At 64.9% G+C, this 16,611-nt stretch carries 12 protein-coding genes; 5 read left to right on the forward strand and 7 right to left on the reverse strand.

From position 1 onward, the window contains the following. Nucleotides 1–2: 2 nt before the first annotated feature. Complete coding sequence (locus tag CR156_RS18500; RefSeq protein WP_100553884.1) at nucleotides 3–4,346, forward strand: AAA domain-containing protein; 4,344 nt, start codon at nucleotides 3–5, stop codon at nucleotides 4,344–4,346. Nucleotides 4,347–4,385: 39 nt separating this feature from the next. Here the strand turns inward: CR156_RS18500 and CR156_RS18505 are convergent, their stop codons facing one another. Both CR156_RS18505 and CR156_RS18510 read right to left on the reverse strand, forming a co-directional pair. Beyond that, nucleotides 4,386–4,781 carry a hypothetical protein gene (locus CR156_RS18505; RefSeq protein WP_100553885.1) on the reverse strand — a complete coding sequence of 132 codons (396 nt, stop codon included), beginning with the start codon at nucleotides 4,779–4,781 and terminating at the stop codon, nucleotides 4,386–4,388. Between the two features lie 160 nt (nucleotides 4,782–4,941). Beyond that, the gene (locus CR156_RS18510) at nucleotides 4,942–7,257 is read right to left on the reverse strand and encodes a TonB-dependent receptor (protein WP_100553886.1); all 2,316 of its coding nucleotides are present in this window, start codon (nucleotides 7,255–7,257) and stop codon (nucleotides 4,942–4,944) included. Nucleotides 7,258–7,660: 403 nt separating this feature from the next. Between CR156_RS18510 and CR156_RS18515 the strand changes: the two genes are divergently transcribed. Beyond that, complete coding sequence (locus CR156_RS18515) at nucleotides 7,661–9,556, forward strand: glycosyltransferase (RefSeq protein WP_165781010.1); 1,896 nt, start codon at nucleotides 7,661–7,663, stop codon at nucleotides 9,554–9,556. Nucleotides 9,557–9,620: 64 nt separating this feature from the next. On the opposite strand, the gene yidA is transcribed toward CR156_RS18515, so the two are convergent. Further along, the gene (yidA, locus tag CR156_RS18520; RefSeq protein ID WP_100553888.1) at nucleotides 9,621–10,454 is read right to left on the reverse strand and encodes a sugar-phosphatase; all 834 of its coding nucleotides are present in this window, start codon (nucleotides 10,452–10,454) and stop codon (nucleotides 9,621–9,623) included. A 172-nt stretch (nucleotides 10,455–10,626) separates the two neighbouring features. On the opposite strand from yidA, the gene CR156_RS18525 reads away from it, so the two are divergent. Beyond that, a complete protein-coding gene (locus CR156_RS18525; RefSeq protein WP_100553889.1) occupies nucleotides 10,627–11,289 on the forward strand; it encodes an exopolysaccharide biosynthesis protein in 663 nt (220 codons plus the stop codon). Between the two features lie 52 nt (nucleotides 11,290–11,341). Here CR156_RS18525 and CR156_RS18530 read toward each other — a convergent pair whose 3' ends face one another. The 4 genes from CR156_RS18530 to CR156_RS18545 all read right to left on the reverse strand — a co-directional run bounded on the left by CR156_RS18530 (nucleotide 11,342) and on the right by CR156_RS18545 (nucleotide 13,925). Further along, nucleotides 11,342–12,652, reverse strand: coding sequence for a PQQ-dependent sugar dehydrogenase (locus tag CR156_RS18530; protein ID WP_100553890.1), 1,311 nt, complete (start codon nucleotides 12,650–12,652; stop codon nucleotides 11,342–11,344). Then, the gene (locus tag CR156_RS18535) at nucleotides 12,645–13,085 is read right to left on the reverse strand and encodes a DUF2231 domain-containing protein (protein ID WP_089237509.1); all 441 of its coding nucleotides are present in this window, start codon (nucleotides 13,083–13,085) and stop codon (nucleotides 12,645–12,647) included. The genes CR156_RS18530 and CR156_RS18535 overlap by 8 nt, the downstream gene beginning before the upstream one ends. A 94-nt stretch (nucleotides 13,086–13,179) precedes the next feature. After that, nucleotides 13,180–13,503, reverse strand: a complete 324-nt coding sequence (locus tag CR156_RS18540; RefSeq protein ID WP_100553891.1) for a hypothetical protein — start codon at nucleotides 13,501–13,503, stop codon at nucleotides 13,180–13,182. Continuing rightward, nucleotides 13,500–13,925, reverse strand: coding sequence for a hypothetical protein (locus tag CR156_RS18545; protein ID WP_100553892.1), 426 nt, complete (start codon nucleotides 13,923–13,925; stop codon nucleotides 13,500–13,502). The genes CR156_RS18540 and CR156_RS18545 overlap by 4 nt, the downstream gene beginning before the upstream one ends. Nucleotides 13,926–14,184: 259 nt before the next feature. On the opposite strand from CR156_RS18545, the gene CR156_RS18550 reads away from it, so the two are divergent. Both CR156_RS18550 and CR156_RS18555 read left to right on the forward strand, forming a co-directional pair. Continuing rightward, nucleotides 14,185–15,951 (forward strand): S8 family serine peptidase, encoded by a 1,767-nt coding sequence (locus CR156_RS18550; RefSeq protein ID WP_100553893.1) that lies wholly within the window; start codon nucleotides 14,185–14,187, stop codon nucleotides 15,949–15,951. Next, entirely contained in the window at nucleotides 15,951–16,532 is a 582-nt protein-coding gene (locus tag CR156_RS18555; protein ID WP_100553894.1) for a S8 family serine peptidase, read from the forward strand. Before CR156_RS18550 ends, CR156_RS18555 begins: the two co-directional genes overlap by 1 nt. Nucleotides 16,533–16,611: the final 79 nt, after the last annotated feature.

Raw genomic sequence — 16,611 nt, forward strand, 5'->3', positions numbered from 1 at the left:
ACATGAGCACTCCCCAGCCGCCGCACCTGCCGACCTCCGATGCATCCACCCCGCTGACACCTTCGGCGACCGGCGGCGGATCGGTGGGTGAAACGAAGATGCGCGAAATCGCGGTGCGGATCTCGCAGTACTTCCGCGATTTCCTTGAGTCCGATTTCAAGCGCGCGCAGGCCCCCCGGCGCCGCATCGTGCTCACCAGCGATTCCGGCTTCCGCGCGGGCATGCGCACGGCGCCCTACCCGGCGCTGGACAAGGAACTGTGGAAGCTGCTCAGCCGGCCCTCCGGTGAGGAGCTTTCCTTCACCATCGGCCCGCGCAGCTATACGCGGCCGATCAGCGCGACGCTGCGCCGGATTGTCGAAGAGCAGGTGAACGCCATCAGCGAGACCGCCATCGCCACGGTGCGCGTGGCGGTGCTCGACACGTCGCGTGCCAGCATGGCCGGCGCACTGGAAGACCCGGAAGCCTGGGTGGAATCGGTGCAGGGCACCTTGGTGGATGCGATGTGCGTGCAGGTGGTGCGGCCGCTGATCGCGCATCTGGCCGGCCCGCTGCAGGGCCAGGCGTACTGGGTGATGGATTCGCTGCATGCGGCGGAATCGGACCTGGTCACCCGTTCCGTTGTCGATCTGTACCAGACGCTGCCGGAGGTGCTGGCGCGCCTGCTGGCCACCGGCGACGAGCTGCCGCTGCAGCTGGCCTGTGAGCACCAGCTGACCCGCGACGGCACGATCAGCGCGCTGATGACCTTCTTCGAGAACTTCGTGGCGGCCGATGCCTTCCATGAATTCCGCGACCTGGAAACCTATGTCGCCACCGGCGATGGCCTGCAGCTGTATCTCTACGTTGGCACGCTCAAGTACGCGGGCGTGCAGTACCCGGTGTTCTACCTGCCGCTGGACGTGCTGCGGGCCAAGGATGGGTCCGGCTATACCCTGACCCTCAGCAACCGCCTGTTCGCCAACCGCCGCGCGATCGACTTCGTGCTGCAGGAGCTGGCCGTGGGCATGGCGCGCGAGTGGGTGTCGCCGATCCAGGAGCGCATTCAGTACCTCGATCCGGCACAGAGCCTGTTTGAAGTGGCCGCGTCGCTGTTCCGGCAGGTGGCCAACGCGGTGGATCTGGGCGGCGAGGTCTCGCTGTCCTCGTCCGCCAGCGAGGCGTCCACCGCCACCGTCGCGCTGTCGCCTGCGCTGCACCTGGCTGCGTTCGAGCGCGCCGACGAGGCGCTGCTGAACGATTTCGAAGAGATCATCGATCAGGCCCGCAATGGTGGGTCGAAGCTGGTGGATCTGTTCCACGGCATGGTGGAAGGCGTGCTGATGCGCAACCCCGAGCCCATCGGGGAACGCGTGGAATCGGCCTGGGATGCGCTGCCGCTGGTGGAGCGCATGGTGTTCGATTCGCCCATTCCGTTGAATGAAGAGCAGCGCAAGATTCTGCTGGCCGTGCGCGAGCCGCAGGGGCGGATCGTGGTGGTCGAAGGGCCGCCAGGCACCGGCAAGTCGCACACCATCACCGCCATTGCCGCCGACTGTGCCTTCAACAAGAAGAGCTGCCTGGTGCTGTCGGACAAGACCGAAGCGCTGGACGTGGTGTACGACAAGCTATCCGATGCGATGAGCCGGGTTCGCCACGATCGTGATTTCCCCAACCCGATCCTGCGGCTGGGCCAGCAGGCAGCCAACTTCAAACGCCTGACTTCCACCGGCACCATCAGCCAGATCTCGGCCTTCGCCAAGGCCATGAAGGCCAACCAGCCCGCCCTTGAGAGCGAGCGCCAGGACACGGCGCAGACCCTGCGGCAGGCCATCTCCAGCACCGTGCAGACGCTGGGGCGTGTCTCGCTTGCCGCCGTGAAGACCATGCACGAGCAGGAAGCGGAGCTGGGCGAGCGCGCGCCTGCGGTGCTACAGCAGGTGCACGCGGTGATGGATGCCAACGTGCTGGCCGAGCTGGAAACGGTGGCTGCGCAGGCGGACGTGCTTGAAACCTATCTTGCCGATCTGTTCGGCAGTACCGATTACACCCCGGCGTCGCTGGACGAGCGCATCCGCCGCGATGCGGTGACAACGGCCTTCCTTGCCGACCGACCGGTTGACGGCTGGGACCTGTTCGAATCGCTGGATGCCGACCAGGTACGGCTGCTGGGCACGCTCCTGCTGCAGTACCAGCAGCTGAAGATGCCGCTGTTGGGCTATCTGTTGCGCGGCAATGCCGTGCGCGGGCTGGAACTACAGCTCAACCAGCTGGGCACCACCCGGCCGCTGCTGCTCAAGCACGATGCAACAGCGCTGCAGGCCATCGTGCAGGGCGCAAACGCGCTGCGCATGAAGCTGGACGCCGAAGGCCTGGGCACGCAGCTGCCGGCCAGCTACCGGCAGATCGCCCACGGCGCCGCGCCGGGACCGGGTGCGGCGGTTGCACGGCAGGCGATGACCCTGCTGGCTCGGCTCAACCCGGCCATCGTCGAGACCCTGCTGGCCGAGCCGAAGGACGACCCCGCGCTGTGGGCGCTGACCCTGCGCTTCCTGCAGGGCTGGATGGCCACGCGCAAGGCCTTCGTCGACGCACCGCAGTACGACTATGTCGGCACCAAGACCAAGCTGGAACGCCTGAACACCTCGGTGATGAATGCCCATGTGGATGGGCGCCTGATCAGCTTCATGGATCATCACCGCGCCGATGCGCGGGCGCTGGCGGGTGTGATCGCCAACCGGCAGAAATTCCCGGTGGACAAGTTCGAGAGCGTGCGCGAGTCGTTCCCGGTGATGATCGCCAGCATCCGCGAGTTCGGCGAGTACATGCCGCTGGCGCCGGACCTGTTCGACGTGCTGGTGATCGATGAAGGCTCGCAGGTATCGGTGGCACAGGCGCTGCCGGCGCTGCTGCGTGCGCGCAAGGTGGTGGTGCTGGGTGACTCCAAGCAGTTCTCCAACGTCAAGGCGGCCAACGCCAGCATCGCGCTGAACGACAAGTACCGCTCGGACCTGGTCAACTACTTCCGCGCCAACGTCAGCCAGCAGGCCGACGTGCTGGAACGCCTGGCCATGTTCGATGTGAAGCGCTCGGTGCTGGAGTTCTGCTCGCTCTCGGCCTCGTACTCGGTGATGCTGCGCAAGCATTTCCGCAGCTATGCGGAACTGATCGGGTTCTCGTCCTCCACCTTCTACAACCACCAGCTGCAGGCACTGAAGATCCGCAGCCGGCCGCTGCAGGAAGTGATCCGCTTCAGCCAGGTCGATGCCAGCGGGCACCGCACCAGCCGCAGCACCAACGAAGCCGAAGCGGCCTTCATCGCCGAGCGCCTGGTTGAACTGCTGGATACGGAGTCGCCGCCCACGGTGGGCATCATCACGCCGTTCCGCGAGCAGCAGACGCTGTTGTCCAAGGCGTTGTTCAACCATCCGCGCGGCCGCGAGTTCGAAGAGCGGCTTCGCCTGAAGGTGATGACGGTCGACTCCTGCCAGGGCGAAGAACGCGGGCTGATCTTCTATTCGATGGTGGCGACCGCCGGCCAGGACGCGCTGAACTACATCTTCCCGGTCAGCCTGAGTGGCGCGGTGGATGCAGTGGAGGACAAGCTGAAGGTGCAGCGCCTGAATGTCGGCTTCTCCCGTGCGCAGGAGGCGATCTGGTTCGTCCATTCGATGCCGGTCGATGCGTTCCGCGGCGCCATCGGCAATGCGCTGCGTTACTACGCCAGCCAGTTGGACCGCCCCGCGCCCGACGCCGCGCAGACCGACGCGCGCAGCCCGATGGAATCGAAGGTGCTGCAGTGGCTGCAGCAGACGCCCTTCGTGTTGGAACATGGCGATGCGGTCGAGATCATTCCGCAGTTCCCGGTGGGCGACTACCTGCGCCAGCTCGACCCGACCTACCAGCACCCGGCGTGGCGCGTGGACTTCCTGGTGACCGTGCAGACCGTGCGCGGCGCGCTGCAGATCGTGATCGAGTACGACGGCTTCGAGTTCCATTTCCGCCGCGACAAGCCGGTGCATGTGGGCAACCACGAGCGCTATCTGGTCGAGGCCGATGTCGAGCGCCAGCTGACGCTGGAGAGCTACGGCTATCGCTTCCTGCGCATCAACCGCTTCAACCTCGGCAGCGACCCGGTGCAGACCCTGTCCGACCGCCTCTATCGCCTGATTGAAGTGGCCGGCACGGAAATCCGCTCGGCAGCGGTCGATCAGGTGATCGAGCAGGTGCAGGGACTGGAGTCGAAGGAAAAGAAGGTCTGCAGCCGCTGCGGACAGATCCGCAGCCAGGAGGAATTCTTCGACCCTGACCTGCGCGCCGGTGCCGGCGGGGTGGGACGGATCTGCATGCCCTGCAAGGTCAGCTGACGGGGGCGGTGGCGCGCGTGGTGGGTGATGCGGGACGGATCAGGGCGCCACCTTGCGGAACGAATCCTGGCCGCGTACCGCCACCGCCGCCAGCCGGCGGCTGACCAGCCCATACAGCTCCTCCAGCTCGGCGGCGCGGTCGGCGGTCATGTTCGCGCCAAACAGCACGCGTGACAGCGCGAGCTTGTGGGTGTCGTCGGGATAGCGCGCCCGCGCCCGGTACACGGTCTGCAGCACCAGCCAGGCCAGGCGGAACCCGCCCCCGGGCAGGGGGCGGACCACGCGGTCATAGACCTGCCAGAACTGGTACTCGGCCTCCAGGTCGACCGTCGGTGCGGCGAACGGCACCGGACGCGCACGTCCATGGGCGCGTCTGCGGACCGGAGGAAAACGGGGGTTCTGCTGTGCCATGCCTACAGGATGACCCAGCAACATTGTGGGAACCTTGCGTTGGTGCCACGAAATCAGTGCAGATCGTGCAAACAGCGGATGGGGTCGGAGCCCTTTGCGTGGCAGAGGGATCCGACCCCGCTCATGGCAGCCGCCGAGGAGCCGCAAGTGCATCCACGCATGGCGTGGATCTACGGGCAGAGGATCAGAACGACATCGACGTGCTGAACATCACCTGCCGCGGTGCGCTGCGCTGCAGGGTCTGGTAATCCCCCGAGAACGACGAACCGGCGATGGTGGCGGTGCCGATGTTGTTGCGATTGAACAGGTTGCTGACGTCCAGCCGCAGCTCCAGCCCCGGCAGCAGGCCGTCCGGCCCCAGCTTGTAGGCCGTGTACGCGTTGACCTGCCAGAACGTCGGCACGCGGATGTCGTTTTCATAGGTGAAGGGCTGGCGCAGGTACGAGGTGCTGGTGGCACCGAAACGCCAGCCGCCGAAGTGCGCGGACAGGTCACTGACCAGCGACAGCTGCGGATAGCCCGGCTGTGCGTTGCCCTTGATCGGGTACACGGTATCGCCCACCACGAAATCGCTGTCGTAGTACGAGCGCGCCAGCGCGATGCCCTGGTAGAACTGCAGGTGGTCGGTCAGGTCGGCGGTGATGCCGAGATCGGCTCCGATCACGTGCATCTTCGGCATCAACCGCACCGTATTGATCTGTGCGAACTGGGTGCCGATCGCCGCCGACAGCAGCCGGTTGCGGATGTCGTTGTAGAACACGTCCGCCGTCACCGTCAGCCGGTCGAAGCGATGGCTGGCACCGACGGTCAGGTTCCAGTTTTTCTCCGGCCGCAGGGTGCCGGCCACGCGGTCGAACTCTTCCTGGTCGGTGATGGTCCAGGCCGATGCGGTGTAGCCGATGTTGCCGCGCTGGGCCACGCGATAGCCGTTCATGGTGTTGGCCAGGTCGATGAAGGCATCGGTCCGGTCGGTCGGGCTCCAGTACAGCGACACATGCGGCAGGAAGTTGCTCTTGGCACGCAGCGTGCCTGACACCGGGCGCTCCGGTGCATCGCCGATGCCACCCCCGGTGGTGCTGAAGTCCACCGCCTTGAAGCCCAGCCCCAGCACCAGCGTGTCGGTGACAGCGTAGTTGTCATGCAGGTAGAACTGCCGTGAACGGGTCACCCAGCTCGATACGTTGTCGGTCTGGAACGCCGGCCCGTACACATCGAACGGCCCGGTGGCCTTCAGTGGCTTGCCTTCGCCCAGCAGCGGCTGCTGGTACCACTCGGTCTTGGCGGCCGCCTTGCTCTTCTCCTGCCAGAAGCCGGTGGTGATGGTGTGCGCACCGGTCTCGAACTGCAGGTTGAACATGCCACCCAAGCGGTTGAGCCGTGGCGTCTGCACCTGTTCGGAGAAGGGCGCGCCGTTCGGTGACGGCACGGTCGGGTCGGTCAGGGTGGCCTGGGTGTGGCTGTTGGCGTTGTACAGCTGCACGTTGCCGCTGAGCGCGGGCGTGATCTGGAAGCGGTGGTTGATAGACGCGACGCGGTCGCGGGTCACCTGGCCGGTGTCGTACGGAATCAGTTCGGACAGCTCACCGCAGGTGTAGGCGCCGCAGGATTTGTCGGCGTTCTCCGGCGAGGCCACGTAGTACGCCCACGCATAGTCTGGATAGAAGCTGTCGGCCTTCCAGCCGAGCTTGCGGATCATGTCGAAGGAGATGTTGTTGTAGCCCCACACCGCGGCCTTGCTGTCGGACAGGAACACGGTGAAGTCACCCCACGCCACATCCTGCTGCGCCTTCAGGTCGCCGCGCAGGAACTTCTGCGTGCCCGCGCCCTGGTACTTGTCGGCCGACACGCGCTGCAGGTCGACCAGCAGCTTCGGGCCGTGCTCGCCGAGCTGGCCGCTCTGGCCCGAGACCGTGGTGACCAGCGTGTTGTTGCTGCCTAAGCCCTGCTTGACGCGCAGGCTGGGGGTGTCCTGCAGCTCCGCCAGACGGTACTCGAGGCTGCCGCCATTGACGCTGCTGGAGAACACGCTGACCGGCGCACCGCCCGGGCTGACCGTGATCGAGCCGATGCCATCGGGCACGCCGACGTTGACCACGCTGGTGCCGGTGAGCGAGAGGAAGCCGTTGTCGTTCAGCGGCACGCCTTCGAAGGTGATGCCCATTTCATTCATGCGGAAACCGCGCACGAACAGGCTGGTGGCGGAGATGTCCAGGCCGAGACCGTCGGTGGCGGTGTAGCTCGCGCCCGGCACGTTCTTCAGCATCGACAGGCCGTTGTTGCCCGACACCATCGCATCCAGGTCGGTGGCGTTGATGACGTAGCGGTTCGGGCCGACCACCTGGGTGGGGGCAACAGCGGCACCGCGCGGCGTGGCGATGACCTGCAGCGCGTTCAGGGTGGTGGGGCTGTCGTGGGCGGCGTCGGTCGACTCGGCAGCGTGCAGTGGTGCAACGAGAGCGGTGCCGATCGCCAGGGCAAGTAGCGTAGGTGGAGTGTTCATGGCCAGATCCAGGGTGCAGGGGAAAGGTGGCGCAGGCGCACGCCCAGCGCGATGCAGCGCCGGTGTGCGGCGCGCTGGCTGGCGGCGGTTGCGATGAAGGAATGACGGCGCCGTGCGCGCCGGTCAGCAGCGGATGGAAGCGGTGATCTTCCGGGTGATGCGGCGGGATGATTTCGACGAGCGGAATTCTTGCACTGGATTCCCGCCTTCGCCATCGCGCGGTGGTACATCACATATGGCATCGGGCATATCGAACGTATACCCATGTATAGATTCGGCTCCAAGCCGCCTCAAGTTGCGCCCGCCCCGGCCGATAGCCCCATGCAGGGCTGCACGTCATGGGAAGTCAAATTCGACGGCAGTGCGTCAATCATCAAAACGCAGCACTGGCGAGGGTCACGGAATGACAACGATCGTATTTGTAGCAAGCCATCTACGCGCCAATCTCGGCGGCATCAACGTGCTGAATGCCGAGCTTCTTTCAGCACTTTCCCCTACGGCAGGACTGCATCTGCTCTGCCTTGTTCCAAGTGGTGCATGCGTTGACCCAGACTTGGCATCGACTGCCACGGCGGTTGCGCTGAGAAGCTCGGGTGAGGAATTCCTTGGAATCGCCGATGACGCAGATCTTGCGGTTGGAAAGCTGGCGGCCCATGGACAGGTGGATGCAGTGGTTGGGCATGATGTCGTGACCGGTGAACTTGCCTTGGAGATTGGAAAGCGGATCGGAGCAAGAACCATCCTGCTGCATCACATGGCATATGGAAGGTACAGCGCATTGATGCGCGACTCGCAGAACGCTCTTGGCAAAGAGAATCGACAGAATGATCTCTTTCCAAAGGCTGATCAGTGCTTCGGCATTGGCCCGATACTTGTGGACAGCCTGAAAGACATGCAGCGGGCATCGTCTTCGATGAAGCCACCCAAGTTGTTGCTGCCACCGCTTCTATCGATTGAACCGGCTGCCAATGCTCGAACCGCACCTCGAATTCTGTACTCCGGCCGGATTGAGGATGGCAACGACGCGGTCAAGCAGGCAGCGTTGGCTGCAAGGGCCATCGGACGCGCGCTTCGCGCCCCCGGTGCGCGCATGCGTGACGCCACTGTTGACATGTACGGCTTCGATCGCAACTCGCCCCAGATCGGCGAGTTCAAGACGATGATCAATGAGGAGGCGGGCTACGAGGTTCCGGTCAAATGCCTCGAGTTCGTCGATTCTCGCCGGCAGATGCTGTCGGTCGTCAAGAATGCGAGCCTGGTTCTCATGCCTTCGGTCCATGAGGGTTTCGGCCTCGTGGCGTGGGAGGCGATGTGCTGCTGCGTGCCGCTGATCGTTGCGGAGAACTCGGGCTTTTATCGATTCGTGCAAGAGTCAGGGCAGATCTCCAACCTTGAATCGCTTTCTTTCCTGGGCCATACCAGCGAAGCTGCCGTCCAAGAACAAGTAGCTGCCTTCGCGCGCTTGATTCGCAGCCTTGTCGAGCATCCGGAAGAAGCTCACGCCCGGGCGGTACGACTGCTCGCAGGCGTCCGCGAGCGCGGCGCAGTGGAAGCCTCTCATCTCGACTTCCTCAAGGCATGTGGCCATGTTGAGGGACGTAAAGGCAGCACAGCCTCGCAACCGGCTCCGCAGCCCCAGCACCTGAAAGCCACGCTGAGCGTCCACGTTGATATCGGTCTGGATAGCAATGATCAGGTCGAGTACCGTTGTAATACCAGCTTGCATGGCATCAGAAACGCGCTCCTGGCATTGCGTAGCGGCGCAGGAGACGTTGATTTTTCCATCGTATCCTCGTATCTGGACCGCCTTTCGGAGATGGCCGAGACGCATCCCGACAAGGATATGCGGGACGATGCCGCGATTCGCTTCGGGGCAGATAAGCCGAAAGTTGAAAGAACAGGCGAGCTTCTTGAACACGCGCTTGCCGTTCTTGCATCCGAGGAATTTTCCTTCCCTGGATTCCTTTCGGAAAACGACAGGGCGGATGCGTTCATCAAGCTGGTGGATAGCTATAACCTGAACTATCGACCAGAAGAAACCGTCCATCTCGACGCCGTGCGCTCAGATCCTGATTGTCATTTCAGCTTCCGGGTTCCGCTGGATTACATGGAAAACAAGGATTTCTACCACCCGCTTTTCACTGTGAACGACGGGGCCACACTGCTGGATGTATGGTTTGGTGACAGCAGTGGCATCGCATCGGCGTACCTGGCCGCAGGCCTGAAAAGGCAAGCAGACTACTCCGAGCCTTTGCAGCCACTGGGTTCACTCCACGAGTGGCGCATCGGCGCGCATTGACGCTGCAAACGTATGCAACCGGAGGGCGCTCCTGCAGGGAGCGTCCGTTGCGGATGGCCCTGGGTCATGCAAGCACATGCCGCTCAATCGCCTTGGCCACCCCTTCATCGGCGTTGGTCGCGGTCTCGAAACGCGCGGTCGCCTTCACTGCATCGATGGCATTGCCCATCGCCACGCTGGTGCCGGCGTACTGCAACATGGTCAGGTCGTTTTCCTGGTCGCCGATGGCCATCACGTTGGCGCGGTCGATGCCCAGGTGCTCGGCCAGCTTCTGCAGGCTCGGCCCCTTGCCGGCGCGGCGGTCGAACACTTCCAGGAAGAACGGCGCACTCTTCAGCACCGCGAAGCGCTCGGTGAGCGTGGTTGGCAGGCGCGCGATGGCGGCGTCCAGTACGTCCGGTTCGTCGATCATCATCAGCTTGATGAAGGACATGCCCGGGTCCATGTCGGCCACGCGGCGGTACGACAGTGGCATGCGCGAAAGATGCGAGTCGGCCACGGTGTAGATGCTGATGTCCTGGTTGGGCGTGTACATGCGCTGCGCGTCCAGTGCCTGGAAATGCACGCCGATCTCGCGGGCGACCTGTTCGCAGTACACGAAGTCGTCGAAGCTGAGCGGGTACTCGACCACTGTCTCGCGCGGGCCGATGCGCTGCACCAGGCCACCGTTGCAGGCGATGCAGTAGTCATCGTCGCCATCGATGCCAAGTTCCTGCAGGAACGGCGCCAGCCCCGGCACCGGGCGGCCACTGGTCAACACGATATGCACGCCCAGCGCGCGCGCCTCGGCGATGGCCTGCTTCACCCGCGGAGTGAGCTTGTGGGCGGGATCCAGCAGGGTGCCATCCATATCGATGGCGACCAGTTCGATGGTCGATTGCCTGCGACCCATGTCCATCATCTTCAACCAGTGCGGGGGACGCCCATTTTAGGCCAGGCTGCGTGGCACTGCCGGCCTCATGCCCGGTTCACCTCCGCGCCGCGCCGGCCGGAGATACTCATGGGGCCTGTGCGTCCCCCACCGCAGGACGGCCCTATCGACCGCCCTTCCCTGGACACTTCTTCGACGCATGACCTACCAAGCGCCCGACGCCAACGACACTGCCCCGCTTGCCCAGCAGATTGAAGACCTGATCGACGGCCTGCCCGGCGACCACATCCGTGTCGGCACGCTGCTGCATGCGCTGGGCGACGAGGGCCTGATGCTGGTGGTGATCCTGCTGTCGGCGATCTTCCTGATTCCGGTGTCGATTCCCGGGCTGAGCACGGTATTCGGTGCGTCCATCCTGCTGATCGGCCTGAGCCGCGTGCGCGATCGCCCGTTGTGGGTGCCGCAGCGGTTGGCCGACAAACAGATCGCCACCGACAAGCTGAACGCCAACCTGGGCCGTGCCCTGAAGTGGGTGCACCGGATGGAGCGGCTGTCGCGGCCGATGCGGCTGGCAGCGATGGTGCGCTCGAAGAAGATGATGCGCTTGAACAACCTGGCGCTGGTGTTCGCCACGATCCTGCTGATGCTGCCGGCCGGGCCGATTCCCTTCAGCAACACATTGCCGGCGCTGGCGTTGATGTCATTTGCGATCGGCTTCATCCAGCGCGATGGCGCCGCGGTGGCGGCCGGCTATGGCTTCGTGGTGGCGTCGGTGGTGTACTTCGGCGTACTGCTGGGCGGTGTGGGCTTTGCAGCCGAATCGGTGTTCAGTGGGATGCGTACCGGGTCGTCAGCGCTGTAGAGCCGAGCATCGGCTCGGCTCTACAGAACGCCTGCGATGCGCGGGTGGCCGGTTACTTCGCCGACACCCGCCACACCACGTCGCCCACATCGTCAGCGACCAGCAACGCACCCTCCGAATCGATGGCCATGCCTACCGGCGCGCCCATCAGCGTTTTCTCATCCTTGGACGCGAACCCGCTCACCACCGCTTCCGGGCGGCCGGCTGGCTTGCCGTCCTTGAACGGCACGTACACCACTTCGTAACCGCTCAGCGGCGAGCGGTCCCAGCTGCCGTGCTCGCCGATGAAGGCACCGCCGTGGTACTTCGCCGGCAATGCCTGGCCGGTGTAGAACAGCAGGCCCAGCGGTGCCACGTGCGAGCCGATGGCAAAGTCCGGGCGGATCGCTTTGGCCACCAGGTCCGGCCGCTGTGGCTGCACGCGCTCGTCCACATGCTGGCCGTAGTAGCTGTAGGGCCAGCCGTAGAAGCCATGCTCCTGCACCGAGGTGAGGTAATCCGGTACCAGGTCGGCACCGATCTCGTCGCGCTCGTTCACCACCGCCCACAGCTTGCCGGTGCTCGGCTCCCAGTCCAGGCCGGTGGGGTTGCGCAGGCCCGAGGCGTAGATGCGGCTGCCGCTGGTGGCCACGTCCACTTCCAGCACCACCGCACGGCGGTACTCGACGGCCAGGCCGTTCTCGGTGATGTTGCTGTTGGAGCCCACGCCCACATACAGCTTGCTGCCATCGCGGCTGGCCAGCAGTTCCTTGGTCCAGTGGTGGTTGATGGTGCTTGGTAGGTCGGTGAACTCGCTGCCCTTGTCGGACATGCGGGTTTCGCCGGGCACGTAGTGGTACTTCATGATGTTGCCGGTGTTGGCCACATACAGCGTGTCACCGATCAGCTGGATGCCGAACGGCGAGTGCAGGTTCTCGATGTACACATGCTGGGTCCAGGCGTTGGTACCCGGCGTGCGCCGCAGCAGGGTGACCCGGTTGCCGCCCTTGCCGGCCTTGCCCGAGCGCGCCTTCACCTTGCCGGCGATCCATTGCTTGGGCGTGGTGACCGGCTCTTCACCGGGGCCGTTGCCCTCCACTACCAGCACGTCGCCATTGGGCAGCGACAGCAGCCGGCGCGGATGCTGCAGGTTGGCGGCGATGCGCTCGATCTTCAGGCCGTCGGCCACCGACGGTGCCTGGCCCTCGGCCCAGCCCACGCCCTTGGGCACCTGCATCGGCGGCATCAGGTAGTTCTGCGGCGCGGGCAGCGGAGGTTGCGCACCGGACTGATCGGCCGGGTGGTACTCGGCCTTGCCGGCACACGCGGCCAACGCCAATGCCAGCGAGAGCACGCCCACGGCGGGCAGGATGCGCTTAGCCATGACGGGCTCCTTGCAGCACCGGCTGCTGCAGCGAAAGCAGGATGAAGCCGAGCGCGATCAGTGCCACCGTCAGCGCGGAAAGGAGGGTGCCCGGTACGGCCGCCGCATAGGCGTCGCGGCTGTGCACGAAGGCGTTCCATATGGCCAGCACGATGGCGACCAGGTTGAGCAGGAAATCGAGGCGGTCGGTGCCGGTGGCGGTGCCGTTGCGGCGCCAGACCGCGAACAGGTTGATCAGCCGCGGCAGGATCGCGATCAGCAGGCCGAAGGTGATCAGCCATGCCGCCGACTTGCCCCACATCACTTCAGCGGTGTTGAGGTAGAGGATGTCGAAGATGAGGCCGGCCACGAAGAAGCCGAACGGTATCGGGTTCAACAGGCTGAAGAGTGTAGTGCCGAGGCCGCGGTGGGCCTGGGCGACAGGGTTGACCATGGTCGTGCTCCGTACGGGGAAGGGCTGCACGGGCTGTAGTAGCACAGGGGAGCGGGAGGGGGTGCGATGATCCGGGCATCGGGTGGCCTCGACACTATGGCGATGTCCAATGCGAAGTCCGCACGACATGGCCAGTGCCATCCAGCTCCACCGACCACGCTTCGATATGGGGCAGGAATGGATTTTCGTACCACAGCCGTTCCACGCAGATGCCGCTGCATGGCGCGCTGGCATAGCGGGAAAACGGTTGTCCACGCGGCTCGGTGACATCGGGTGCGCCCAGCGCATCGATGACCGCCTCTCGGCGGTCCCCAGGCTGCAGGGAAGCGATGCCGCGCTCGGTCAGGATGGAAGTGGCCGAGCATCCCCCCACGTAAAGCACGGTTGCCAGCGCCAACAGCCACGCCAGGGTCTTCACGTCTGCGCCTCCGCATCTGGCTGCATGGCAGCGTCGCGTATCTCATGGAACGGCAGCATGGTCTCAAAGCCAAATTCATGTTCCATGCTGATGCGGACCAGGCCGCCAATCGCGTACCAGCTGGTGTTGGCGTGTACATCAATGCCACGCCAGCCGCCCTCGGCCAGCAGGTCCAGCGTCTGTGCCCGTGGCATCTTCGCCCTCTCCTCCCGCAGCAGCGCACGGCGGTGCCGTTTCATCAGCAGGCGCAGCTGCTTCACCGTGGTGATGTTGAATGCGCTGAGCTCCGGCAGCAGCTCGGCGATGTCGGCGTCGGTCCAGTAGTCGTGGCGGCGGTGATACATCGACAGCACCACCTTGCGGATGGTGGCCACGGTGAGCGGGGCCAGATCGGCACGAGCGCGGGCATTGGGGCGTGTCATCCGCTGTCCTCAGGGGGCTGCAGGCATGGTGGCATGGCGGGGGTGTGCCAACCAAGGTTGGCATCTACCGAAACTCAGGCCAGAGCGGCGCAGTCGTGATTACCAGGCGGCATAAGTGTTTGTGACGCATTTGGCACATCAGCACATTGGCTGCGTGAAGAGGTAGGGGGTTGTTCGTTGTGTCGCGTTTGGCTCGTTGCGATGGGGCAGATCCGCCCCGCCGTCCTGCCATGCCGATTCACAACAGAAGGATTCGTGTATGAAGCGACACACGCAACGCTCCGCGCCACCGCGCTCTGCGCGCCTGGCCCTGGCCACTGCCTTGGTACTGGGCAGCCTGGCCCTTACCGCCCAGGCGCAACAGGCTGATCCGCTGGCCGGGCGGCAGTGGCACCTGCTCAACACCGGGCAAGCGGTGCTGGGCGATACCCTGCCCGTGGCCGGCAACGATCTCAACGTGGATGGTCTGTTCCGCAATGGCATCCGCGGTCAGGGCGTCACCATCGCGATCGTCGATGACGGCCTGCAGATCGCCCACCCGGACCTGGCAGCCAACGTCGCGGCAATCGCGGGCAAGAACTTCGCCAACGGCAGCAACAACCCTTCGCCGTCCGACCCCAACAGGGACAACCACGGCACGATGGTCGGCGGCATCGCCGGCGCGGTCGGTGCCAACGGCGTGGGCGTCCGCGGCGTTGCGCCCGCCGCCACGCTGAAGGGCTTCAACGTGCTGGCCTCGGATGCAGGGGGTAACCAGCTGAGCAATATCGAGTACTCGTGGTGGGATGGTGCCGAGTCGGCCGATGTGCAGGTGTTCAACAACAGCTGGGGCGCCGGTCCCAGCAACCCCAACCTGCCGTTCGCCTTCAGCCAGAACGACGTGGCATCCAATGAGCAGGCCCTGTCCGGCACGCGTGGCGGCCGCGGCGGCATCTACGTAAAGGCGGCGGGCAACAACTTCGACAACGCCGCGATCAACCAGTTCCAGGACGTCTGCACCGCCGACACCAGGAACCGCAGAACCGGCTGCGTGCCGGCCGGCCGCGATCCACGCAACAACCTGTTCAACGTGATCACCGTGGCGGCAGTACGCGCCGACGGCGTGCGTTCGTCGTACTCGTCCACCGGTTCGGCGCTTTGGGTGTCCGGCTTTGGTGGCGAGAACGGCTGGCAGCGGCAGTACGTGCCGAACCAGTTGGCGGTTCGCTACGATCCGGCCATCCTCACCACCGACGTGACCGGCTGCGCGCAGGGCAGCAACACCAATGCCCAGCGTTACAACGCGCTGGACAGCAACCTGTCGGCCCTCGACAGCACCTGCAACTACACCGGCAGGATGAACGGTACCTCGGCAGCGACGCCGATGGTGTCGGGCGTGGCGGCGCTGGTGCTGGAAGCGAATCCGAACCTGTCCTACCGCGATGTGAAATACATCCTGGCCACTACCGCCACGCGCAATCATCCCAACCAGCCGGCGGTGACGCTGGCCGACGGGCGCACGCTGGTGCCGGGCTGGACGGTGAACGCCGCCAACCGCGCGTACAGCAACTGGTACGGCTTCGGTGTGGTCAATGCGGCGCGTGCCGTGCAGGTAGCGGAGAACTTCCAGTCGCTGGGCCCGCTGGTCGACACCGGCTGGCGCACTACCACGCGCACCGTCGCCATCGGCAACACCACCAACGCGGCTGCGCGGCTGACCTTCCAGGTAGCCAATGGTGCACGCAACATCGAATCGGTGCAGCTGGGCTTCCGGGTGAACCACAGCAACACCCGCCAGCTGCAGTTCGTGCTGGTTTCGCCCAGTGGCACGCGTAGCGTGGTGCAGCCGGCGTTTACCGCCATCGGCTCGGGTACGGGGGGCGTGCAGCGCAACTTCACCAACTGGGATCTGCTGTCCAGCAATGCCTTCCTGGATGAGAACGCCACCGGCACCTGGACGCTGGAAGTAACCGACATGGGGCAGGCCGCAAACGCTGCATCGCGCGGCAACCTCGAATTCTTCAAGATCCGCGTTCTGGGGCACTGATGATGAAGACGACCATTCTGTTGAGCACGCTCGCCTTCGCGGCGATGACCTCCCCTGCCTGGGCACAGAGCTCGGGGCAGACCCCACCGGCCCGGAGCCTGTCCACCGTGGATGCGCAGGAACTGAAAGCTTCCGCTACCGGCCGTTCGTTCGATGTGGGCGGCGCGCGTTTCCAGCTGTCTCCTTCGACCACCGTGAAGCAGGCCGCAGGCGGTCAGTTCACGATCACCCCGCAGGCGGCGGCGACCACGACCAGCGCGCGCAGCAAGCGTTCGCTGGATGGTGCAGCAGCAGGCGGCGCTGATGCCGGTGCCGGCAAGTTCGCGGCGGCGGTATCCAATGATGGTGCGCCGGTGGTGGCGACCTCACGGGTGAAGGTGTTCTTCACCGATGCGGCCTCGGCCCAGCGCGCGGCCACTGCCACAGGCGGCACCGTGGTGAAGGTGTCCAAGGCCTCCGGCCGTGCGATCGTCGAGTACCCCTCGGTGAACGCGGCGCTGGATGCGACCACCAAGCTGCTGTCGACCGCCGGCATCAAGGCTGCCGAGCCGGACGTGGTGCAGTGGGAAGAAACCAAGTAAGGCGTTGAGTGGTGCCCCTGGCCGGTTGGCTCTCTTGGCCGGCCGGGGGATTGGCGCATGTGTGATCGTGTCGACCAAG

This window comes from Stenotrophomonas lactitubi (assembly GCF_002803515.1).
Classification (GTDB): domain Bacteria; phylum Pseudomonadota; class Gammaproteobacteria; order Xanthomonadales; family Xanthomonadaceae; genus Stenotrophomonas; species Stenotrophomonas lactitubi.